Annotated in this window: 23 protein-coding genes; 14 read left to right on the forward strand and 9 right to left on the reverse strand. The window is 35.2% G+C overall.

Annotated elements, in window-relative coordinates; translation table 11 throughout:
* Positions 1-34 precede the first annotated feature (34 nt).
* The 9 genes from F1325_RS06605 to F1325_RS06645 all read left to right on the forward strand — a co-directional run bounded on the left by F1325_RS06605 (position 35) and on the right by F1325_RS06645 (position 10,015).
* Positions 35-364 carry a phage tail protein gene (locus F1325_RS06605; protein ID WP_089503235.1) on the forward strand — a complete coding sequence of 110 codons (330 nt, stop codon included), beginning with the start codon at positions 35-37 and terminating at the stop codon, positions 362-364.
* Positions 361-1,059 (forward strand): phage minor tail protein L, encoded by a 699-nt coding sequence (locus F1325_RS06610; RefSeq protein WP_098943626.1) that lies wholly within the window; start codon positions 361-363, stop codon positions 1,057-1,059. Before F1325_RS06605 ends, F1325_RS06610 begins: the two co-directional genes overlap by 4 nt.
* A 3-nt stretch (positions 1,060-1,062) precedes the next feature.
* Complete coding sequence (locus F1325_RS06615) at positions 1,063-1,782, forward strand: C40 family peptidase (RefSeq protein WP_098943624.1); 720 nt, start codon at positions 1,063-1,065, stop codon at positions 1,780-1,782.
* Positions 1,719-2,285: a tail assembly protein gene (locus tag F1325_RS06620; RefSeq protein WP_098943622.1), complete on the forward strand. Its 567-nt coding sequence runs from the start codon at positions 1,719-1,721 to the stop codon at positions 2,283-2,285. Before F1325_RS06615 ends, F1325_RS06620 begins: the two co-directional genes overlap by 64 nt.
* Entirely contained in the window at positions 2,285-6,463 is a 4,179-nt protein-coding gene (gene gpJ / locus F1325_RS06625; RefSeq protein WP_160230145.1) for a TipJ family phage tail tip protein, read from the forward strand. Before F1325_RS06620 ends, gpJ begins: the two co-directional genes overlap by 1 nt.
* Positions 6,464-6,494: 31 nt before the next feature.
* The gene (locus tag F1325_RS06630; RefSeq protein WP_160230146.1) at positions 6,495-6,749 is read left to right on the forward strand and encodes a hypothetical protein; all 255 of its coding nucleotides are present in this window, start codon (positions 6,495-6,497) and stop codon (positions 6,747-6,749) included.
* On the forward strand, positions 6,750-7,391 hold the full coding sequence (locus F1325_RS06635) for a hypothetical protein (protein WP_160230147.1): 642 nt from the start codon (positions 6,750-6,752) through the stop codon (positions 7,389-7,391).
* Positions 7,392-7,512: 121 nt separating this feature from the next.
* On the forward strand, positions 7,513-7,998 hold the full coding sequence (locus tag F1325_RS06640) for a hypothetical protein (protein WP_160230148.1): 486 nt from the start codon (positions 7,513-7,515) through the stop codon (positions 7,996-7,998).
* A 625-nt stretch (positions 7,999-8,623) separates the two neighbouring features.
* Positions 8,624-10,015 carry a colicin-like pore-forming protein gene (locus F1325_RS06645; protein WP_231039519.1) on the forward strand — a complete coding sequence of 464 codons (1,392 nt, stop codon included), beginning with the start codon at positions 8,624-8,626 and terminating at the stop codon, positions 10,013-10,015.
* An 18-nt stretch (positions 10,016-10,033) separates the two neighbouring features.
* Here the strand turns inward: F1325_RS06645 and F1325_RS06650 are convergent, their stop codons facing one another.
* The 4 genes from F1325_RS06650 to F1325_RS19290 all read right to left on the reverse strand — a co-directional run bounded on the left by F1325_RS06650 (position 10,034) and on the right by F1325_RS19290 (position 11,295).
* Positions 10,034-10,375, reverse strand: a complete 342-nt coding sequence (locus tag F1325_RS06650) for a colicin E1 family microcin immunity protein (protein WP_160230149.1) — start codon at positions 10,373-10,375, stop codon at positions 10,034-10,036.
* Positions 10,376-10,668: 293 nt separating this feature from the next.
* Positions 10,669-10,767 carry a DNA polymerase III subunit theta gene (locus F1325_RS19495; protein ID WP_226892316.1) on the reverse strand — a complete coding sequence of 33 codons (99 nt, stop codon included), beginning with the start codon at positions 10,765-10,767 and terminating at the stop codon, positions 10,669-10,671.
* Positions 10,768-10,779: 12 nt separating this feature from the next.
* Positions 10,780-10,941, reverse strand: a complete 162-nt coding sequence (locus F1325_RS19535; protein ID WP_215534280.1) for a YnfU family zinc-binding protein — start codon at positions 10,939-10,941, stop codon at positions 10,780-10,782.
* Between the two features lie 162 nt (positions 10,942-11,103).
* The gene (locus tag F1325_RS19290; protein ID WP_004247006.1) at positions 11,104-11,295 is read right to left on the reverse strand and encodes a hypothetical protein; all 192 of its coding nucleotides are present in this window, start codon (positions 11,293-11,295) and stop codon (positions 11,104-11,106) included.
* A 767-nt stretch (positions 11,296-12,062) separates the two neighbouring features.
* Between F1325_RS19290 and F1325_RS06665 the strand changes: the two genes are divergently transcribed.
* Complete coding sequence (locus F1325_RS06665; RefSeq protein WP_160230150.1) at positions 12,063-13,190, forward strand: ABC transporter substrate-binding protein; 1,128 nt, start codon at positions 12,063-12,065, stop codon at positions 13,188-13,190.
* 347 nt (positions 13,191-13,537) lie between these two features.
* Here F1325_RS06665 and F1325_RS06670 read toward each other — a convergent pair whose 3' ends face one another.
* On the reverse strand, positions 13,538-14,062 hold the full coding sequence (locus tag F1325_RS06670; protein ID WP_160230151.1) for a DUF4303 domain-containing protein: 525 nt from the start codon (positions 14,060-14,062) through the stop codon (positions 13,538-13,540).
* A 208-nt stretch (positions 14,063-14,270) separates the two neighbouring features.
* Positions 14,271-14,723 carry a multidrug/biocide efflux PACE transporter gene (locus tag F1325_RS06675; RefSeq protein WP_109372793.1) on the reverse strand — a complete coding sequence of 151 codons (453 nt, stop codon included), beginning with the start codon at positions 14,721-14,723 and terminating at the stop codon, positions 14,271-14,273.
* A 100-nt stretch (positions 14,724-14,823) separates the two neighbouring features.
* Between F1325_RS06675 and F1325_RS06680 the strand changes: the two genes are divergently transcribed.
* On the forward strand, positions 14,824-15,696 hold the full coding sequence (locus tag F1325_RS06680) for a LysR family transcriptional regulator (protein WP_109372794.1): 873 nt from the start codon (positions 14,824-14,826) through the stop codon (positions 15,694-15,696).
* Positions 15,697-15,771: 75 nt separating this feature from the next.
* Here F1325_RS06680 and F1325_RS06685 read toward each other — a convergent pair whose 3' ends face one another.
* Entirely contained in the window at positions 15,772-16,110 is a 339-nt protein-coding gene (locus F1325_RS06685; protein WP_167392490.1) for a DUF1869 domain-containing protein, read from the reverse strand.
* Positions 16,111-16,119: 9 nt separating this feature from the next.
* Positions 16,120-16,452: a DUF1971 domain-containing protein gene (locus F1325_RS06690; RefSeq protein ID WP_160230152.1), complete on the reverse strand. Its 333-nt coding sequence runs from the start codon at positions 16,450-16,452 to the stop codon at positions 16,120-16,122.
* Between the two features lie 380 nt (positions 16,453-16,832).
* Here F1325_RS06690 and cbpA point away from each other — a divergent pair, with 380 nt between their 5' ends.
* The 3 genes from cbpA (at position 16,833) to F1325_RS06705 (ending at position 19,634) form a co-directional block, all read left to right on the forward strand.
* Positions 16,833-17,774, forward strand: a complete 942-nt coding sequence (gene cbpA, locus F1325_RS06695) for a curved DNA-binding protein (RefSeq protein ID WP_109372797.1) — start codon at positions 16,833-16,835, stop codon at positions 17,772-17,774.
* Positions 17,774-18,079, forward strand: coding sequence for a chaperone modulator CbpM (cbpM, locus tag F1325_RS06700; protein ID WP_109372798.1), 306 nt, complete (start codon positions 17,774-17,776; stop codon positions 18,077-18,079). The genes cbpA and cbpM overlap by 1 nt, the downstream gene beginning before the upstream one ends.
* A gap of 286 nt (positions 18,080-18,365) precedes the next feature.
* Positions 18,366-19,634: an amidohydrolase gene (locus F1325_RS06705; RefSeq protein ID WP_109372799.1), complete on the forward strand. Its 1,269-nt coding sequence runs from the start codon at positions 18,366-18,368 to the stop codon at positions 19,632-19,634.
* 57 nt (positions 19,635-19,691) lie between these two features.
* On the opposite strand, the gene F1325_RS06710 is transcribed toward F1325_RS06705, so the two are convergent.
* A complete protein-coding gene (locus F1325_RS06710; RefSeq protein ID WP_109372800.1) occupies positions 19,692-20,624 on the reverse strand; it encodes a LysR family transcriptional regulator in 933 nt (310 codons plus the stop codon).
* Between the last annotated feature and the right edge of the window lie 164 nt (positions 20,625-20,788).

Raw genomic sequence — 20,788 nt, forward strand, 5'->3', positions numbered from 1 at the left:
ACCCAAACAGGTGGCTTTTTTATTGGAGTAACCAATGGAAGAGTTTAAATGGCGACCAGAAACAGCTTATCAAGTGAGTCATGAGCCTAAGGTGAAGGTGGCTAAGTTTGGTAACGGTTATGAACAACGAGTTAAAGACGGGATCAACAACCAATTAAAGACTTATCAACTTTCATTTATTAAACATGCTGATATTGGGAAGCAGATTAATGAATTTCTTAAGGCTCGTGGTGCGGTTGAGTCATTCTTATGGCTAACCAGTGATGATAATTCTAAACGTAAGTTTGTCTGCCGAGGCTGGCAGGTAACACCACGTAAATCATCATGGCAGATAGACTGTACATTTGAGGAGGTTATCGCATGAGAGAGATACCTCAAGCGATGCGCATAGATGTTGCAGACTTACAACAAAATGCAATGTTAGATCTATATGAGGTCGATTTAAGCCGTTTTGGTGGTGATGTTTACCGGTTTCATGACGGCATGAATGGGTTATTAAAACCTATCATCTGGCAAGGTTTACGCTATGAGCCTTATCCTGTTCAAGTTACAGGATTTAGTGTAACTGCGCAGGGGGCATCAGATAGACCTAAAATGACATTCGCTAACTTTGACGGGATGTTAACTGCTATTAACAACGACTACGATGATGCGCTAGGCGCTATCGTTACTCGCAGGCAGGTTTTAGAGCAATATCTTGATGCTGTTAATTTTCCCAACGGAAACCTACAAGCAGATCCAACAAGAGAAGTTGTTCAGAAGTATGTTATCGAGCAACGGGAAAGCTCAGATTCTGATTTTGTGACTTACATATTAGCACTTCCAATGGAAACCGATAATGCGCTGATACCTAGACGGATGATTCAGGCTGATATTTGCTCATGGCGATACCGAAGCAATGACTGTGGGTATGACGGCTCGCCTGTTGCAGATGAAAAAGACCAGCCAACAACTGATCCCCTTAAAGATAAATGCTCTCATAAATACAGTGGGTGCAAACTCAGATTTAAATCTGTCATGCCATTCGGCGGGTTTTTAGGTTCAAATAAATTAGGTTAATCCATGATTGAGAAAGACATTATCGCTCACGCGAAAGCGGAAGGAGTGAGGGAGTCGTGCGGTTTAATTTCTGGCGACAAGTATTTCCCTTGCGGGAATATACACCCCGACCCACAAAACTATTTTGAAATAAACCCAAACGATTGGATGACGGCAGAGTGTTATTCAGACATCAAAGCTATTGTACATAGTCACCCAGACGGAAAGCCTTTCTTGAGTTCTGGCGATAGAGCAATGCAAAGGAAGACAAATCTACCGTGGTGGTTGGTATGTGATGGTGTGATCCACAAGTTCAGACCAATAGCACCACTATTAGGAAGAGAGTTTAAGCATGGTGAGCAGGACTGTTATTCCATTATACGCGACGCCTATCACCTTTCAGGCATTCAGTTAGATGATTTTATTCGCCCTGATGAATGGTGGTACACAGAGCAAAATCTCTATTTAGATAACACAGTTAAACAGGGTTTCTATCAAGTTGATGAAGCTCAAGAAGGCGACATGATATTGATTTGTTTAGGCACCTCAAAACCTTGCCATGCCGCTTTGTACTTAGGAAATCAAGAGATATTGCATCACAGGCCAGACAGATTGAGTAAGCGAGATACTTACGGTGGTTACTGGTTTAAATACACTCACAGCATCTGGAGACATAAACAATGGTCAAATTACAGTTTGCAGGCTATTTGCGCCGATTTGGACGCCGGTTCGAGCTTGAGGTAAGCAATGCCGGTGAAGCCTTGCGCTGTCTTTGCTATCAAATTGATGGGCTGAAAAAAGAGATTAATCAAGGGCAGTTTCGTGTTCGTATCGCAGGTAATGATATGACCAAGGAGAGCATTTCTGCGGGATTAAATACACCATTAAGTGAAGGTGATGTTATTACGATTGTTCCTGTCATTGGTGGTGCTAAATCTGGTGGTTGGCTAGGCATTATTGGTGGAGCGGCGTTAATTGGTGCATCTTTTTTAATACCGGGTGGATTTTTAGCAACAATGACATCGACGGCATTATTTGCTGCTGGTGTTGGAGTGGCCGCAGCGGGATTGGCAACGATGTTAACCAAAACACCTCCGGCACCGAGCATAGAGGGGCGAAACTCTGAAAGTAACCAGTATTTTAGTTCACTCTCAAATAGAGTCGGACAAGGCTATTCCGTTCCTATCTGTTATGGCGAGATGGTCGTGGGTTCCAATGTAATATCACAAGGTTTGGAGACTGTTTAATGGGGAAAGGTGGTGGCGGAGGAAGCACTCCGAGATTGCTTGATGACAACTTAAAAAATAAACAATTTCTTAATGTCATTGATTTGGTTTCCGAAGGGCCAATAGAAGGCCCTGTTGGTGGTATGTCAGGCTTTTTATTGAATGGTACGCCTGTTGTAGATGAAGATGGCAATCCGAATATTCATGGGGTTGAGGTTCAATGGCGTGCGGGAACACCGACACAAGCGCCTTTAGATGGTTTTCCTTTTGTAGAGAAAGAAATACCCGTTAATGTTGAGGTGAAAAAAAATACGCCAATCTTGCGCACTATTTCCGATCAGGAAACTGACCGCGTTAGATTTACTTTGGGTGTCTCTGCCCTTGTTGGTCAAGATGATAAGGGAAATCAGTACGATGCTACGGTGGAAATGCTTATTGAAGTTAATGAGGGATCTGGTTGGGTACATGCAGAAACAGCAAGAATAACCGGTAAAATTAGCGGTCAATATTTAGAATCATATATCATCGATGCGCCTAAGAAAAAACCATTTCAAATCAGGGTTTCTCGTACAACTGAAGACAGTAAGAGTGATTTGCTGAAGAATGGCACAGTATGGGCGAGTTACACAGAAATAACTGACGCTAAATTTTCTTATCCTAATTCTGCTGTTGTCGGGATGAAAATTGATAAATCCCAATACGGTGATACGCCCAATCGCACCTATCATATAAAAGGAATGATTATCCAAGTTCCTGATAACTATGATCCAGAAACGCGCACTTACACAGGGATTTGGACGGGCCGCTTCAAGCCTGCATGGACTAATAATCCCGCATGGATTTTTTACGATTTAGTCACCAATGAACGATACGGTATAGGAGAGATGATCGGTTCGTTTGACGTTGATAAATTCGCGCTATATGCCATTGCTCGTTACTGTGATGAATTGGTTGATGATGGATTTGGCAACAAAGAGCCGCGTTTTACTTTCAATGCCTATATAACCTCTCAACGAAAAGCCAAAGAAGTGCTTGATGACTTGGCGTCTGTATTTCGCGGTATGCCTTTATGGGATGGACAACAATTAACGTGTTTTCAAGACAGGCCATCCGATCCAGTATGGACGTATACAAATTCAAACGTTATTGATGGCAAATTTAAATATACATCAACAGCGAAATCAGCACGACACAATGCTATTGAAGTGTCATGGGTAAATCCGAGTAATGGATGGAGTGAAGAAAGAGAATTTATCCAAGATGATGACCTTATTCAGCGATTCGGCGGTGTAAATGTCAAAAAAGTCACCGCTTTTGGCTGTACTAGTCGTGGGCAGGCTTACAGAGTGGGTAAATGGATATTACAAACAGAAAAGTTGGAGAAAGATAGCGTTACCTTCACAACTGGACGCGAGGGGATCAACTGTATCTCTGGCGATATTATTGAAGTTGCAGATGACAGTTTTGCAGGGGTGAAGGTAGGAGGACGAGTTTTATCAGTTAATGCTCGTACTATTATTATCGATGCGCCTATTGAGTGGAAATATGATGATAAAGGCACTTTCTCATTTTTAGGGGCAACAGGTAAGTTCGTAAAAATAGAAATTCAATCTATCGATGGTGATATTGTTACTTTGCGTGAAAATCCACATGGATTGAAGCAGTATGGTGTATTTTCCATTTCAAAGAGCACGTTAACGACCAGATTATTTAGGGTAATTTCCATTTCGGAAGATAATGATGGAAATTACTTATACAACTGTATTCAGCATGAGCCTCAAAAGGAAAGCATTGTTGATAGCGGTGTTGATTTTACTGGAAATCCTCCAACACAGAATGTTGTTCGTATTCCTAACATAGAACGCCTTTCTATCGCTTATGTTAATGATAGCCCTCGAGTTCAGGCTAGAGCTATGTGGGCAACAACAACTATCAATAGGAATATCTCATTTAATGTTACTCTTTATAAAGGCAAGAAAGTTGTTTCCTCCGGAAGTACCACAGATCTTGAATACTACTTCAATGGCCTTGAATCTGGCGAATATCTTGTTGGTGTGCGAGGTAAAGATGCTAATGGAATGCTTGGTAACGAAACAAAAGTGCAGATGGTCATTGGCGCACCAAGCGCACCGAGTTCAATAACCGTTGAGTCTGGTTTTTTTGAAATAAAACTGATCCCTCACATCTCTGCACCACACACTCTAAATACTGAGTTTGAGTTCTGGTTTTCTGATGAAAACAAGATAGATAATATCAATGAGATAGAGTCAAAGGCTGATTTTTTAGGTAGAGCTAAATTCTGGACTAAAGGACAGCTAAAGGCAGGTCATGATTACTGGTTTTATGTGAGAAGTGTCAATGAGTACGGTAAATCTCATTTTGTGGAGATGAAAGGTCAGGCTGATGATAATACCGAAGCTATCCTCGATGAATTAGCGGGTCAAATTAGTCGAGATCAACTCGCGCAAGACCTATTGGGTGAAATTAACAGTAAAGCTAACCAAATCGATATTACTGAATTACATGAGTTAATGAGGATAAATCACGACAAGCTTTTAGAAGAGTCAATGAGGCAAGGCGCGACGATTGAAGAAAGTGAAAAAAAACGGGAGGAATCAGAAAAATTACTGGCTGAGCGGATGAACCAAGTTTCAACGGCAACAGAAGCACAGGCCGCAGCAATCAAACAAGAGCAACAAGCGCGTATTGATGCGGATAAAACTGAAGCGCAACAACGGCAATCTTTAGCGACACAACTTCGTGGTGATTATACTGGCAATGATTTATCGAAAGTCACCGCAGGACTTATCTCCGCGGAGAAGCAAGCGCGAGTTACAGGTGACCAAGCGGAAGCGAAAGCCAGACAGTCATTGGAAACACGGATGAATGGGAATGTTTCCGCGATTAATAAATCACTAGAAACCCTCACCTCGAAACAGCAAGCACAAACGCAAGAGATTTCAACGCTCAATTCAAATTTGAAAGGGAAAGCCGATAGCAGTGCGGTCAATGCGTTAAATATGCGAGTATCTAATATTGATGGCAAAGTGACGTCCGCAACCTCTCAGGTGCAAACGTTATCCAGCAAATTAGATAAAGTGAAAGCTGATTTAACGGGATCTGTGGTGGTGGATTTGGATTTATCAAAACTCAATGAAAACATCTATTATCCGGTTATTTTGCCTTTAGTGACCTCTCGTCGTTATGCCTTTAAGGTCTTTAGAACCTTAGGACAATATTCAGACAATAAACCTAGCTATGCGACGCACAGCACCAAAGGCTTTGCCATGATTGTGGAATGGCAAGTCAGTGGTTCTGGATGGGGAACACAGTCTGAAAACCGCATCATTGATAATTTTGATTGGCGATGGACAAATCAATCTCCTGTGATGGGACCCGCTCAATTAATAAATGGTTCTGTGGAATATATTTATTTGCGAGGAGGCGCTAAATACCAACTCACTAAGCATAAAAGTGTTAACCATCAAATCATTACCAGCACTTATACCAATAACAAACAATCAGTAGCACCAAAAGGGTTTGTGGCGAATGAAGTACCTAAGTCCAGCGAACAGAAAGCCAATGCAACGGCGAATGCGGTAAGCCAACTCGAAACCAAAGTGACCGAGGTTTCAGGAAAGGTGACCTCGACCGCCCAACAAGTGACTCGTTTAGAAAGCCAAGTGGGTGCAAGTTCAGCCAAAATCGAACAAACTTCGAAAGTGGTCACAGACATAAATGGCAAAATTTCGGCATCATGGACAATGAAAGTCCAGCAGGATAGCAAAGGGAATAAAGTCATTACTGGCATTGGCTTAGGGTTTAATGCACAAGGAAATAGCCAATTTCTGGTCAATGCCCAAAACTTTGCGGTGATATCGTCATTAAATGGCAAAGTGGTGACGCCTTTTGTTATTCAAAATGGACAAGCTTTTTTCAATGATGCGTTATTTAGCAAGGCAACCATTGATAAATTATCAGTAGGTAAAAAAATCACATCCACCAATTATTTAGCCGGCAAGAAAGGATTTAATATTGATGCCACAACAGGGAATGTGGAATTAAATGATGCGGTATTTCGTGGACGATTAGATATTAATTCAGGCAGTACGAAAGGGCGGTTAGTGATCACCAATAATACTATTTATGTTTATGATGAAAATAATAAGTTGGTTGTTAAATTGGGCTACTTGGGTTAGTCGAGTTATTTTTCATAAAAAGGTCAATAAAATGTCATGGGGATTAACAATTTATAATGATAAAGGTGCAGTGGAAAACATCACCAGTTCATCATTTGTGCTCGATTTTATTAAAATAACGGGAGATGGAAGTAAGCAATATACTGTTCCTAATGGGTTAACATTATATGCGACAGCTATTGGTCGGCATAGTATTCGCACCTCTGTTTCTGGTAATACGATTTATTGGAAATCCAATATAACCTCGCCATCGATGGATGGCATTATTATTGTGGGGCTAAAATAAATGAGTAAATATGGTTTGAAAGTATTTAATGGAAAAAATGCAGAGTATTTAAGTACATTAGAATCATTTGTTTTTTTTAAACGCATTAATAATATTAAAAAAGGAAATTATAATACAGGAATAAAAGAAACGGATGATCCACCAATGGTATTTTCAAGATGTACATCAATACAATCTGTTATTCCTGCTTCAATTTCGGTTATAAAAAAGGATGGATATTGGAACATTACTTGTCAACAAAACGGTGATGTTCTTTTTGAGTGTTATTTATTCGTCAGAGCCTCATATTATAATAAAGCCAAACCTCAAAAATGGGGTATTCAGATATTTAATAATAACCAGTTGCTTCAAGTCTCAGGAGCAAGACCATTAAGAATTCAGTCCATCACTGGGTTTTCTAATGGTAGACCTATTGGTAATGAATTATCAGTGGGTATCCAATGCGCTTCACTGTGTCGAGTTGTCGGATATTACTCCACACCAACCTCTCCTTATCAACATGCCGTTATTGAAGTGGGAAGCTGTGGTTCAGGTACTAAAATCACACCAATGCGATGGCAATTAACGGTATTACCGGGAGCTAGTGCAAATTCAAGTACGGATGATGTAGTGCAGTATATTGATATTAAGGATTATCAATAAAATGGTAAGGTAATGAAATTCATATTTGATAGAGAAAATTAAACAATTTCTCACCTTATGATTTATAGTATTATGAGGTTTTGATAATGGCTTGTTTTTTATGAAAATAGAGGGGTTGTTAATGAATATAAATTTTAGCAATGATTTTATTGATGAAGGGTTTTTTGGAAGTGTTTTTTGTATTAAAAATAATAGAGTAATCAAATTATTTAAATTACCAGAAACAAAAAAGGATGAAGAAAGATATGAAAAAGTATTTACTTCAGAGGTTGAGGCATACGAGGCTATACAATCTGATTCAGAATTGAAGGCAATTACACCAAAATTTTTTGGGACTGTAAAAGTATGTAATGTTTTAGATAATGAAAAAAATGATTTAACTAGTAAATATAAAACAAATTGTGCCTATATAATGAGTTATGAAAAGGGAAATTTCATAAAAATAAAATCGCCTTTAGTACCCAAGGAAGAATTTAATAGAATTAAAAAATTATTTGAAAAGTATGGGGTTGAATATATAGATGATGCATCAGTTATTTTAGATGAAAATAGAAAAATAAAAATGGTTATAGATTTCGCAATGAAATATTATGAAGCATGGTATTAATTTTTAGTAATCAAGGATCAACCTTGAAATATCTTTAGACCCTTCAACCTGTTTCTGATATAACAGGTTGATTTTTAAACTTTGTTATTATGTGCTAAGTTAAGACAGTTTATGTAAAACAAGATACTACAAGATGATTTATTCTTTTTTGTCGCTAAAATATATTGAATTTAAATAGAATCATATACATTATTAATAATGTAAATTATTCTAACTAAATTTTTATTTTCTATCATTTAACCTAAATAATAGGTCTGATTGTTTGATAAGTTATCAATCACTAAAATACCTTTCCCAAAAATATTTTAATATAGATTATTTAATAAATTACCTAATTATTATGGGTATAATGCTACACCACATAGGTTGGGGGGAGTATGGTGGGTAATGCAACTAATTGTCAGTATGATGTTTTATCAATAATTGTAAAAGAAAAAATCAGGACACCAATAAGACTCCCAAAAATTATAACTGATTAAATTTATTTAGTTCAAGTAGGAGTCAAATGCTAATGATAAGTATTCCGAATATAGCCGAAATAAGACGATTGTTTTACGATTATTATTGAATATACTGTGTTTATGTACAGCTTTATTCGTTTGGAAATTTTAACAAGGAGTTAGTTATGAGTATTAACATTGCCACATCCAACAGTAATCAAATTCCACCCAATTATGGTGTATCTCTTGGTGAGACTGTTGGCAATTCCACAGTTGTAAATCAAAAATATGAAAATGGTTGGGTAAATAGTTATGATCAAAATGGTTATTTAGTAGCTACAGCTAGACCTGTAAGTATCTCTAATATACCTGATTTAGTTTTTGACCCTGAGGATCTTAACGAAAAATTACAACAAGCAATGCAAAAGGCGATTGTACAACTAAAAAATCAGATAGCCGAGCTTGTAAAGCAAACCATAGCTGATGCAGAAAAAGCAGAATTAGAGTGGATAGAGTCACATCCGGTTGAGCATGCAGAATTAGTGTATAAACAATTAGTGGATTCAGTTTCTCAAACTAAATCTAAGCTCACTCACATGGAGAATGAACTCAAGATTCTAAAAGATTCTAGAGAATATAAAACATTGATCAATCCTAAAAAAGATCATTATAGTCAACCATATTTAGGTGTATTTGGGTCTAAAACTGTTGATATAGAAAATCAGGATGATTTGAATATTTTATTAGAAAAAGATGGAGATAAAACACTTGCGGTTTTAATTATGTCTAAAGAAGATTGGTTTTCTGGGTTAGCTGATGTAGCTTTGGCAAATAAAGTTCGTGAAAGCATGAATTCACTCTATAAAGCTACTGAAAAAGCTAGAAATAGTCTCATTAATAAACAAAAACAAGTAGCAGAGAAAACACAGGAAATAAATGATGCAAACAAAGAAATTGCGAATAAAGAAAATGAAAAACAAATTGCTGAAAAACGTTTAAATAATTTGAAAACTAGTATAAATAAGTTAAATAATGAAGTAGAAAAAGATGCAGTTAAATTTACAGCCGATTTCTACAAGGAAGTTTTTAATGCTTACGGGGATAAAGCAGAAAAATTAGCGAAGGATTTAGCTTCACAAGTAAAAGGAAAAACTATTCGTAATGTTGATGATGCGCTAAAAGCCTATAATAAGTATAAAGCGAATATTAATAAAAGAATTAATGCGAAAGATAGAGAGGCAATCGTTAAAGCTTTAGAATCAATTAAAGTGAGTGAGATTGCTAGCAACTTAAAAAAATTCAGTAATAGTATGTTGTATGTAAGTAGATTTATTGATGCGGCAGATTTATTTAACGAGTTATTAAAAGCTGTAAAAACTGATAATTGGCGTCCATTTTTTGTTAAAGTTGAAACGCTAGTTGCTGGAGCAGGAGCTACAGCAATTGTTGGATTTACATTTAGTGTACTATTTGGCGGGCCTATTGGCATATTAGGTTATGGTCTTATTATTGCAGGCGTAGGTGCTTTAATTGATGATAATTTAGTTGAAGACGCAAATAAATTAATTGGGATTTAATATATAATAAGAAGGTTGCTATTTAATTAACAGCCTTCTTATTAAAACTCCTAATATAAAAACAAGTGTAATAGGTATAGCCATTAAAAAAACAGCGCCACCATATATTGCTAATAAACCTGATTTACCCGCTGTATTCATAAATAACCCTTTATTCCAAAATTCTTTTGTGGTGAATTTTAAAAAGAACGTTTCAACAGCAAATTTAGCTACTGGGTAAAGTATAATTCCTATAAGACTGATAATAAATAATAATAACCATTTATATTCTTTTATATCGTAATCAAAAATGAAGTAAATACACAAAGCTCCATAAATCCATCCCCAGAACATATTATTAATATAATATTTTTTAGTCATATCTAGCTCCTAATGAATAATTAGCTCTATGTTATTTTAATGGTAATGCTTCTTATTTTCAATAATTGGGTTGTTTTTATTTTAGTCAATTTCGCTTGTTATACTGAGCGATTTTAATTTTAGTGCTACTTATTGTAAGTGAGATGGTAGAAGTGCAGAAAGAGGAAGAAGAAAATCAGGACACAAATAAGACTCCAAAAATTTATAACTGATTGATTATATAAATCAGTCGGTTCCATAGAGCATCGGCTCTACTCTGTTTTCAAATACTGCACCGAACTCCCATCAGGCAACTACTTGCCTCTCTCACGATAAAATGCCAATCGTTCGTTAAAATACTCGCGCAGATGTGCTGGTTGTTGTCGTTCAACTTCCACGGCAACAACGGGCATATTGCGTGGTGTTTATATTTTATTGAAATAAAACATGTAGCCACAATTAGGGCATAATAAGATTAGGTTTTTCTTAAGTTTGTGTTTGTTTTGTTTAGCTACGTAAGAACAGCTTGGGCAGGTAACTTCTACTAGTGCGTCTTGAAACATTCTTATCACATTAAAAGCTTTCATATCTTTCACCCATTATAGGGATATCGTGATTCAGTGTACGCTACTTTGTATTTAATTGCTCAATTTTTGTTCTTTTATTTGTGGTGACAATTTTTATTACACCACATGATAAAGCACAGCAAGTACGTTTGAGTATTTAAGGTGCCAGAAACTGCCTGTTGGTTAGCCAACTACCACACACTCACCTTCAATAAAATCCTCTCCGTCATCTTCGCATTTCACAAGACGACACTTTCCACATAAGCCATATCGACTAACGACACAACGAACACCAGGAGAGCTACTTGAGCCTTGGTGTTTGTTTTGTCGTCTCTCATAGCTGGATATTTTTTCTAACAAGCCATCTTTAACCATGCTATCTAATGTTCTGCGAGTAGATTCGAGAATACTTTTCTTGTTAAAAGAATCCTATCCTTTAAGCATTAAGCTACACCAGAAACCTCAAAAGGAGGGGCGCCTATTTCGCCAGCTACTCATGCAAAATTATCAGGCTTAAATAATTCCATTATCTTTTTTTCTTTCTGGATTAGCTTCATGAGGTTCATAACAGCTCCAGTTAGTTTTTGGATAGGTGGAATTAAAAATGAGGAGGTGGTATAAAAGTATCACCTTTCTTTTTTTTGCATTCATGTCTTATCTAAAAATAACCTCTAAAAATCCAAAAGGGGTATTTATGGGGGTATGAAAATTCATTTGTATGTTTATTTTTATATAAATCAGTGTGTTAACCTATTTATTTTGTTCTCTCCTCCTCCGCCATATCAACATCTCCTAGCGTCTCCTGAAGTCTCCCAAACCCAGTAAAATCAAACCTTCATACTAAATCATTATCTCCTGAAATCTCTTGAAAGAACCACCATCGTTGGTAAAACCAAAATGGGTAATAAGATGCTAAAAGCTTTAGAAGATCTAACTGAAATAGTCAGTTAAATTTCTGTGTGTATGATATATCATTCATCACTTGCTACCCTTATTATAATGTTCCGTGACCTTTGTTTTATAACAAACTTAGATGCCGCTCTATTAAGGCTAATTTATTTAATAGTCAGATAAAGATGATTTCTTGTTGATGATGTTAATGATAATTGTTAGCATTAACTCTCTATTATGGAGAGTATACTATGAAAAATAAATATCACCTGCTAGCAATATCTCTTTCAGCATTACTTCCTTTTACCGCATCAGCTACAACATATCCAGTTACTATTACTGATACAGATGGGCAAAAAATAACGTTAAAACATGAACCAAAACGCATTATATTACAAGATGGTAGAGATATTTTAACGCTGGCTTTGCTTGATAGAAATAATCCGTTTGAAAGGGTTGTAGCATGGAATAATAATCTAAAAAAATCGGATCCACAGACAGTTTCTTTATTAGAACAGAAATGGAAATCTAATATAAATGCAATCCCTGATATGGGATTTAATGACAAAGGTGAGGTTAATGCCGAGCAAGTTATTGCGCAACAGCCTGATGTTCTGATTGCTCAACTAAGAGCAAAACCCGCATTAGAAGGATCAGGTGTTGTCAGTATTTTAAAAGAGGCCAATATTCCTATTATTTATGTTGATACTTTCTTAGAGCCAGTCAAAAATACGAAAGAAAGTGTTGAACTTCTTGGTATCATTTTAAATAAAGAGAATGAAGCTAAAGAATATACAGATTTTTATCAACAACACCTAGATAATATTAAAAATAAAACTCAAGAAATTAAAAATAAACCAAGTGTATTTGTAGAAGCAAAGGCTGGAGCTAATGGTGATGGGTGCTGCTTTACACATAATAATGCGGGGTGGGGTGGTTTGATTCAAGCTATTGGTGGTGACAATATTGGTAGTCATTTCTTACCAGGAGCCTCGGGTGTTATTTCTTTAGAACAAGTTATTAGTACTAAACCTGATGTTTATATTGTAACGGGATCTCGCTGGATTAATAAAAATAATATTTCTGCACCATTTGGTTATGGGGTATCTAACAAAGAGGCTCAAGAAGGTTTCAAACGATTGAAGAGTCGAATTGGATTTAATCAAATCACTGCGGTTAAAAATGAACGATTATATGGTATATATCATAATTTCTATAATCATCCATATAACATCGTTGGCTTAGAGTATTTAGCAACCTTTATTTATCCTGAACAATTTGCTGAATTAAAGCCAGAAAATACCTATAAAGAGATAATAGAAAAATATACCACATTACCCAACGCTGAATTTCTTTGGGCAGCAAAAGCAGATAAATAAAAATTCAAGTTATAGCCCTTTTTTAAGGGCTTTCTATCTTCATTTACATTTCGAACAATCAGAGTATCTGGCTTAATAAAGTTAAAATAAGGCTAATAACTATAATAATGAGCAATACACCTAGAAACGTTCTTGCTAAAAGGCAAGAGAGTGTTGTAGGAGGTGCTTTAGGAAAAAGTGCAGATAAACACCAATAGGCTAATATAGTGGTTAAAAAAATAGAAAAAAGTATATAACTAATAAAAAAGATCATTTATTGATACTCTTTTGGTGTTAATAATAAATAACAGTTCAGTTATCACTTCATTTTTGAACATCTACAGTATTTATCGTTCTATACCGCTTTATTAATATTTTCCAATACGCATTAAAGCATCTTCAACATCTTCATCATGATCAATTGTAAAAGCAATAAAATCCTCATTTTTTGGAATTTTTTTGTAAGTCTCTGTTTGCTTAAACAGCGTTAGAGATTCTGAAAATATTTGAATAATTTTTGTTAAAATGTGAGAGTAAGAATCGTCTTCATAAGGCGTTTGATAAAGTTGTTCTAAGGTTCTTTCATCAATAGGGTAAATAGTACTAAAGCATTGGTATTCCCAATCACCTGTATTGTACTTTAAGCTTTTTATCTCGTTATTTGAATGGTAATTGTAGCTATTAGATTGATCTTGATAGTATTTTAATGTTTTTTGAAAATGTTCTTCAGTGTTAAAGCAAAGATTTATTTCTCCATACGCGGCATTTAAATCGAACGCAAAGGCGTAAAAGATTTCGCCACTTTTTTCCGTTAAAAATTTCTCTGTTTCTGTTATCGCAAAAGAAATAATATCATTTTTTATATTTTTAACTACTTCATCATTTAATATCATAGTTAAATCATAATCCAGTTAAATACAGTCACAATACTCTTTAATTAATACAGGAGTATTCAGAATATCGGTCATAAAAATTGCTCTATATGACGATAATTAGAATAGTATATTAATATTATGATTTAATGATATAAAATATTCAGTTTCTACTTTTGATTCGTGATAAAAAACACCTAATGATAGTTCAAAAGGTGTTTTCGAGTAATTATTGACGTGCAGTAATGCGTTTCTCTTTACGATTAAACCAATTTTCACGCAATTTATCGTAACTAAGATTAAATGCATATGTATAGAAAAGGAAAAAGGCAAAGAAGCCGACTTCCAATAAGAATGCATTCCACAGTGACATATTTAATAAAAATGCTAATATTGGTAAACCAATGATCACAAAGCTTAATTCAAATCCAATGGCATGCATGACTCGTATTTTTGTTGGTCTTGGACCTTTGATTAAAGGCCAATAGCGGTCAAAAATCATGTTATAAAATAAATTTAATAACATAGCTAATGTTGATAAAATAATAGCAACGGTTCCCATTTGAAAAATTGAGCGACCCAAAATCCATGCACTAAGTGGCGCTGTTATTGCGATAGCTATCACTTCAAATGAAACAGCGTGAAAAACGCGCTCAGTAAATGTTTTTTGATATTGGCTCATATCCCACCTCAAATTAATTATTTAGCAAAAAACAGATGCAATTATTGGTGATATTTTGTATATATACAAAATAGGAGCCATCGAAAAAAACGATACCATAATGAACTATTCCATAGAAACTCTGCGTACATTTGTTGAAGCCGCCTCACTAAAATCATTTTCTGCCGCTGCTCGAAAATTAAATAAAAGTCAGTCTACAGTGAGTAGCACAATTACAGGATTTGAAGATGATATGGGCTTTGAATTATTTGAACGAAAGGGGAGAGAATCAACGCTAACCTTTGCAGGGCAAAAGGTACTAAGCTTAGTTGAAGATATATTAGCGGCAGATGAACGATTACAGGCATTAAGAATAGAGCTATCACCAGAAATGGAGCCTCGTTTAAGTTGCGTTTTTTCTGATATGTATCAACCCCCTTATTCTGAGCAACTCTTAAAAATGCTAGATAAAGAATTTCCTCATATTGAGTTTGAGTTTCTTGTCGCTGAAAATGATGATGTCATTAATATGCTACAAAATAATCAGGCACATATCGGTATGATGGAATCACGAATAGAATATCCAGCCGATATTGCTTTTGCCCGTTTACCCGTAAGTGGTGAGTTAGGATTATATGCACATAAAACTCACCCACTTGCGAAAGAAAAGCAAATTAGCTATCAACATTTAACCATGCATCGTCAATTACGGCTAAGTAGTCGTGCTCAATTTGTCATCAATAGTGAAAAAAATTGGCTGGCACCTAACTATTTATTGATACTTGAAATGGCAGAGCAAGAAATGGGATGGGCAATATTACCCACTTGGTTAGTTGAGCAATTTGGACATGACTTACTCGTCAGTCTGAATTATGACCAGTTTCCGAAAAAAATAGATATCGATTTAGTTTGGTCGAGAAATAATCCACCAGGAAAAGCAGGATATTGGATGATTGATAAACTATTGAAAAATAATATTCAATCTTCTCGATAAAAATGAGGGAAGCAATCACCTTCATTAGCAATAGTGAAGGTGATATTAGTCCATTATTATCTTAATAATATTAACTCACCAACCACAGACATTTGTTTCTTCATCCATATCATAGCCACGTACAATATTGATAAGATCTTTTACCATTAGGCTCGACATCTCTGCATCTAATAAATTAGTCAAAAAGCTCTCTTTATTGACAGAAACACCATTATTTTTATTTGTTAATGCTAAGGTAAGTTCTTGCGAATCAATATTTACTTTGCTTTTTAGCTCATCAACTAAGAGTAAAATTTCTTGAGTTGCAACGTCTGGGATATACAGAATTTTAGGATTAAGAAAGATTTTTTGGGATTTATTTCGGCCATCAGCGCTAATCAATTCTAATAAATAGCCTTTATTTTCATTTTCCATAATCAACCTTTAACCTTCAGCAAGTATTTTAGGATCGACATAAAAATCGACGTTAAAAATAGTATCTTGAGTTTTCGCTTCTATTTTGTGCCACGTCTTTGGTGGAAATACACCAAATTCACCTGCATTAATCACTAGAGTTTCGGTTGGCTCAGGGCTGAATTCATCTGCATAGGCATAATAAATAATCGTACCTTGCATGACCGATAATTTAGGATAAACCCCTTGGCGAGTTCCTTTATCTAAATGTCTTTCCCAAATTGATTTAGGGGCAGTGTCTTTCGTCCAAAGTGGCGTAGCACGTACATGAATATAGTGAGTAGGGATAATAATTCTTTCCATTTTACCGCCCTAGAAAACGTGAATAGATTGATTTTTATACTTTTTATCTTGATTAAAAAGAAAAATCGTAGTTGATAACGTAGTAAATTATTATGCGCTAAATAAAATCTACCTCTTATAATGAAGCATTTCAAATGCAATTTAATAAAAATATACAACGATATTATTCATTTTTTGTCTAATATATTGTTTTATATCACTTTATTATTTTGAATTAATTTTTAATATTTAAAATATTTTTTAGTTAAAGACTGTTTTTTTAGGCTGCAAGCACGCTTTTCGTGGGAATTTACTCATCAACATAGTTTCTTTGTTCTATAATTGATCAAGTATTGGGCATTAATATTTAATTCATTATTTAACATAATTGAGATATCACTATGGAATTAAAGGATTATTACGCCATTATGGGTGTTAAATCTACGGATGATATTAAAACGATTAAGACAGCTTATCGTCGTTTAGCAAAAAAATATCATCCTGACGTGAGTAAAGAGCCTGATGCAGAAGAGCGTTTTAAAGAAATTGCTCAAGCATGGGAAATATTAGGTGATGAGCAACGTAGAGCTGAATACGATGAACTTTGGGCACATCGCAACGATCCTAAATTTAGACAATTTACGCAACAGCAATCAAATACAAATCAAGAACGTTTTAACCAAGAAGATTTTGACGATTTTTATGCTTCATTTTTTGGTCAACATTCTCCCTTTGAAGGGCGTCGAGCTCAACAGGCGCCTAAACAGCGTGGGCATGATTTAGAAATAGAATTAGCTGTTTTTCTGGAAGAATCACAGGAAGAGCATAAACGCACAATAAGTTACCACTTACCTGTTTATAATGTCTTCGGTATTTTGGAAAAAGAAATTCCTAAAACACTGAATGTTAAAATTCCCGCAGGTGTTATTGATGGGCAACGTATACGCTTAAAAGGGCAAGGTACTTCGGGTGAAAATGGAGGCGAAAATGGTGATTTATGGTTAACTATTCGTATTGCACCTCATCCTCTATTTGATATTAAAGGCCATGATTTAGAAATAGTTGTTCCTGTAGCTCCTTGGGAAGCTGCATTAGGTGCAAAAATTCCTATACCTACAATAAAAGAAAAAATCTTGTTAACTATTCCGGCGGGAAGTCAGGCAGGACAAAAGCTACGTATTAAGGGAAAAGGGTTAGTTAGCAAAAAGGTCAGCGGTGATTTATATGCAATTTTAAAAATTGTGATGCCACCTAAACCCGATGAAAAGATACGCGAATTATGGCAACAAATTGCAGATAGTCAGACCGATTATAATCCACGTAAAGACTGGGAGAATAAATAATGGGTCAATTAACAACAACAGTATTTACTGTCACTGAGTTTTGTCATCATACGGGAATATCAAATGATGAGCTCAAAGAGTTTGTAGCTCTTGGGGTGATCGAACCGCTAGAAATTGAAACTGAGGAGTGGTTTTTCGATGATAATGCTATTGTGGTGACACATCGTGCATTAAAACTTCATAAAGAACTCGCATTAGATTGGCATGGTATCGCCATAGCACTGACTTTATTAGATGAAAATGAACAGTTAAAACAAGAAAATAAGCAATTACGTCAGCAGTTAATGCGTTTTATAAATGAATAAAGATCAATAAAATAGCCACTAAATGAGTTAAAGATTTTTAGTGGCTATTTTTATGCCACAGTTTTATTGTTAACTCACTACTTTAAAACACTTTATTTATTGATTTTAATAATTATTTCCCTCCGTAGCCTTCTCTAATTTCTAAAACTACCATGCTATATAAATGAACAAAATAGCGATGTGATCACATATATACCCATAACCATTGGGTTATTATTCTCATAATAAAAAAATTATTTAATGCTGCTTTTTTCATAAGATATTTATCTTTCGTAAGGGAAAAATAATGAAGTCGATCCAAACCAATAAATTAATAGAATGGCGTAGAACGTTTCACCAGTTTCCAGAAATTGGCTGGACTGAATTTGTAACGACAGGCACGATCATCAGCATATTGAGAGAGATGAATATTGAGGTAAAAGCGGGGCCTCATATTATTTGTCGAGAAAGCATTTTAGGTAGAGATGAAAAATTAGTTAATGAAGCTATCAAAATAGCTGAAGAAGAAGGGATCAGCACCGAGTTATTAGTTGAAATGGATGGTTTAACAGGGTGTATGGCAATTATTGATACAGAAATTCCGGGGCCTACATTTACTTTTCGTTTCGATATTGATTGTGTTTATGTCCAAGAGTCAAATGATGATACACATCTACCTAATAAGCAGGGATTTGCTTCATGTCGTTCTGGATTAATGCATGCATGTGGTCATGATGGGCACACTGCAGTAGGACTTGGCTTAGCACATTGGTTAAAACAGAATATTCACGCTTTACGTGGGAAATATAAATTAATATTCCAACCCGCAGAAGAAGGAGTGAGAGGTGCAAGAGCAATCAGTGATAGTGGAATATTAGATGATACCGATTATTTTATGGGTATGCATATTGGATGTAATTTGAAAAAAGGTGAAATAGCACTCGATCCTTTTGATTTCCTTTGTACTACTAAATTAGATATTTCTTTAAAAGGTAAAGTCTCTGATGCCACGGATGAGCCTGAAAAAGGAAATAATGCTTTAGCTGGGGCATGTTTTTTAGTTAATGAAATATTAGCCATACCAAGACATGGTAAAGGTATGACAAGAGTGAATGTTGGCACTTTAATTGCGGGTGAAAATCGTAGCCTTATTCCTAGTTCCGCGAAAATGCAATTAGAAGTTCGAGGACAAGATGCCGAAATAACGCAATATTTGTTTGATAATATAAAAAGATATGTCGATGCTGCCGCAGTTGCTTATCAATTAGACACAAAAATAGAAATTACTGGTGAAGCAACAAACTTCAGAAATGATCCTGAAATGATAAACATCATGCAAGGTGCTATTAATTCACACCCAGAATTAGTCAATATCACATTACCTTTAGGGGGAAGTGAGGATGTTTCATTAATGGTAAGAAGAGTACAAGAGAAAGGGGGAAAAGCGATATTCTTTTTGGTGGGTGCCGACCAAAGTGATGGGCATCATAAAGAAAAATTTGATATCGATGAAGAAGCACTTTCCATCGGCTTAACACTTTTTACTGAAGGTATCCTCTCTATCCTTAATATGTAAAAATAATAAGAAGGTCTATTCTATTTATCTATATTACATAGAATAAGACCTTAGTGTTTATTTAATTGGAATTGAAAATAAAGAGGCTTCTGGTTGATGCTCTTTAATAAACTCAATATAGAGCTGTGTCTCATGCTCGGTCTTTTTCGAGGTGAAAAAAAAGATATTACTCGTAATAGTGGGTGTGAATTCTCGATAAACAATATCTTCTGTTTCAATAATAGGAAATGAATTAATTAAACTCACTCCTAACCCATTTTTTACAAATGTCATTGCTGTGTTTTGATCAGAAACTTCAGCAATAATATTGGGCTTAGATTTTGATTTATTGAGTGCTCGATCAATAACTGTACGACCAATATTATTTTTAACTAAAGCAATAAAAGATTGTTCATGTAAATCATCAGGTGTAATGATATTTTTTGTACATAGCTCATGTGTTTTAGGGATTGCACAAATAATTTGAGTTTCTCTCATCGGAATTTGAGTCAAATTATAATTGCTATTAATGGTCATATTATCAGTAATAACAATATCAGCTTGTTCTTTTGCAATTAAAGAAAGTAGTTGCTCACTTCTAGATATTTCTAAGTGGACATTAATTTGATATGTTTTGATAAACAGAGCAGTGACCTGATTGATAAAACCATAGGCTAATGTTGGTGGAACTAGAATTCTTAGACTCCGTTTTTTTTCTTGATGATGAAAATGGCTTAATCGGCTGAAAGATTCAGCGATATTGGCGATTTCTTCATAAAGCAATAAGGCATCAGAGTTTGGTATTAATTTATTATTTTCACGAGTGAATAACTTTTTACCACAACGTTTCTCGATCTGATTTAATGTCTGGCTTACCGCTGGTTGAGAAATACCTAGCTGCTCAGCTGCATTAGTGACACTTCCCTGATCAATCACGGTTTGTATAATTTCAAGGTCACGTAAAGTTGCCCATCCTACTGACCAAGAAGTTCTTTTTATATTAATTGCCATTGTGTTTTTTGTTTTAGTCAGTTTATCTTGTGTTAGATTATACAGTTAATAAGTTGATTATTAAATAATAGCGATGATAGAAAATTTATAGAGCAAAAAGATAAGGATAACTCATATAAAACCTCTTGTTAGGGTATTACAGATGCTTTTATTTATCGCAATAT

The organism is Proteus columbae, assembly GCF_009914335.1.
Lineage (GTDB): Bacteria > Pseudomonadota > Gammaproteobacteria > Enterobacterales > Enterobacteriaceae > Proteus.

Excerpts from the sequence above, each read along its gene's own strand:
- F1325_RS19535 (WP_215534280.1), bottom strand. The coding sequence starts at position 10,941 with ATGAAAGCTTTTAATGTGATAAGAATGTTTCAAGACGCACTAGTAGAA.
- F1325_RS06670 (WP_160230151.1), bottom strand. The coding sequence starts at position 14,062 with ATGATATTAAATGATGAAGTAGTTAAAAATATAAAAAATGATATTATT.
- gpJ (WP_160230145.1), top strand. The coding sequence starts at position 2,285 with ATGGGGAAAGGTGGTGGCGGAGGAAGCACTCCGAGATTGCTTGATGAC.
- F1325_RS06640 (WP_160230148.1), top strand. The coding sequence starts at position 7,513 with ATGAATATAAATTTTAGCAATGATTTTATTGATGAAGGGTTTTTTGGA.
- F1325_RS06605 (WP_089503235.1), top strand. The coding sequence starts at position 35 with ATGGAAGAGTTTAAATGGCGACCAGAAACAGCTTATCAAGTGAGTCAT.
- F1325_RS06620 (WP_098943622.1), top strand. The coding sequence starts at position 1,719 with ATGGTCAAATTACAGTTTGCAGGCTATTTGCGCCGATTTGGACGCCGG.
- F1325_RS19290 (WP_004247006.1), bottom strand. The coding sequence starts at position 11,295 with ATGGTTAAAGATGGCTTGTTAGAAAAAATATCCAGCTATGAGAGACGA.
- F1325_RS06645 (WP_231039519.1), top strand. The coding sequence starts at position 8,624 with ATGAGTATTAACATTGCCACATCCAACAGTAATCAAATTCCACCCAAT.
- F1325_RS06610 (WP_098943626.1), top strand. The coding sequence starts at position 361 with ATGAGAGAGATACCTCAAGCGATGCGCATAGATGTTGCAGACTTACAA.
- F1325_RS19495 (WP_226892316.1), bottom strand. The coding sequence starts at position 10,767 with ATGCCCGTTGTTGCCGTGGAAGTTGAACGACAACAACCAGCACATCTG.
- F1325_RS06675 (WP_109372793.1), bottom strand. The coding sequence starts at position 14,723 with ATGAGCCAATATCAAAAAACATTTACTGAGCGCGTTTTTCACGCTGTT.
- F1325_RS06630 (WP_160230146.1), top strand. The coding sequence starts at position 6,495 with ATGTCATGGGGATTAACAATTTATAATGATAAAGGTGCAGTGGAAAAC.
- F1325_RS06710 (WP_109372800.1), bottom strand. The coding sequence starts at position 20,624 with ATGGCAATTAATATAAAAAGAACTTCTTGGTCAGTAGGATGGGCAACT.
- F1325_RS06685 (WP_167392490.1), bottom strand. The coding sequence starts at position 16,110 with ATGGAAAATGAAAATAAAGGCTATTTATTAGAATTGATTAGCGCTGAT.
- F1325_RS06665 (WP_160230150.1), top strand. The coding sequence starts at position 12,063 with ATGAAAAATAAATATCACCTGCTAGCAATATCTCTTTCAGCATTACTT.
- F1325_RS06650 (WP_160230149.1), bottom strand. The coding sequence starts at position 10,375 with ATGACTAAAAAATATTATATTAATAATATGTTCTGGGGATGGATTTAT.
- F1325_RS06705 (WP_109372799.1), top strand. The coding sequence starts at position 18,366 with ATGAAGTCGATCCAAACCAATAAATTAATAGAATGGCGTAGAACGTTT.
- cbpA (WP_109372797.1), top strand. The coding sequence starts at position 16,833 with ATGGAATTAAAGGATTATTACGCCATTATGGGTGTTAAATCTACGGAT.
- F1325_RS06680 (WP_109372794.1), top strand. The coding sequence starts at position 14,824 with ATGAACTATTCCATAGAAACTCTGCGTACATTTGTTGAAGCCGCCTCA.
- F1325_RS06690 (WP_160230152.1), bottom strand. The coding sequence starts at position 16,452 with ATGGAAAGAATTATTATCCCTACTCACTATATTCATGTACGTGCTACG.
- F1325_RS06635 (WP_160230147.1), top strand. The coding sequence starts at position 6,750 with ATGAGTAAATATGGTTTGAAAGTATTTAATGGAAAAAATGCAGAGTAT.
- cbpM (WP_109372798.1), top strand. The coding sequence starts at position 17,774 with ATGGGTCAATTAACAACAACAGTATTTACTGTCACTGAGTTTTGTCAT.
- F1325_RS06615 (WP_098943624.1), top strand. The coding sequence starts at position 1,063 with ATGATTGAGAAAGACATTATCGCTCACGCGAAAGCGGAAGGAGTGAGG.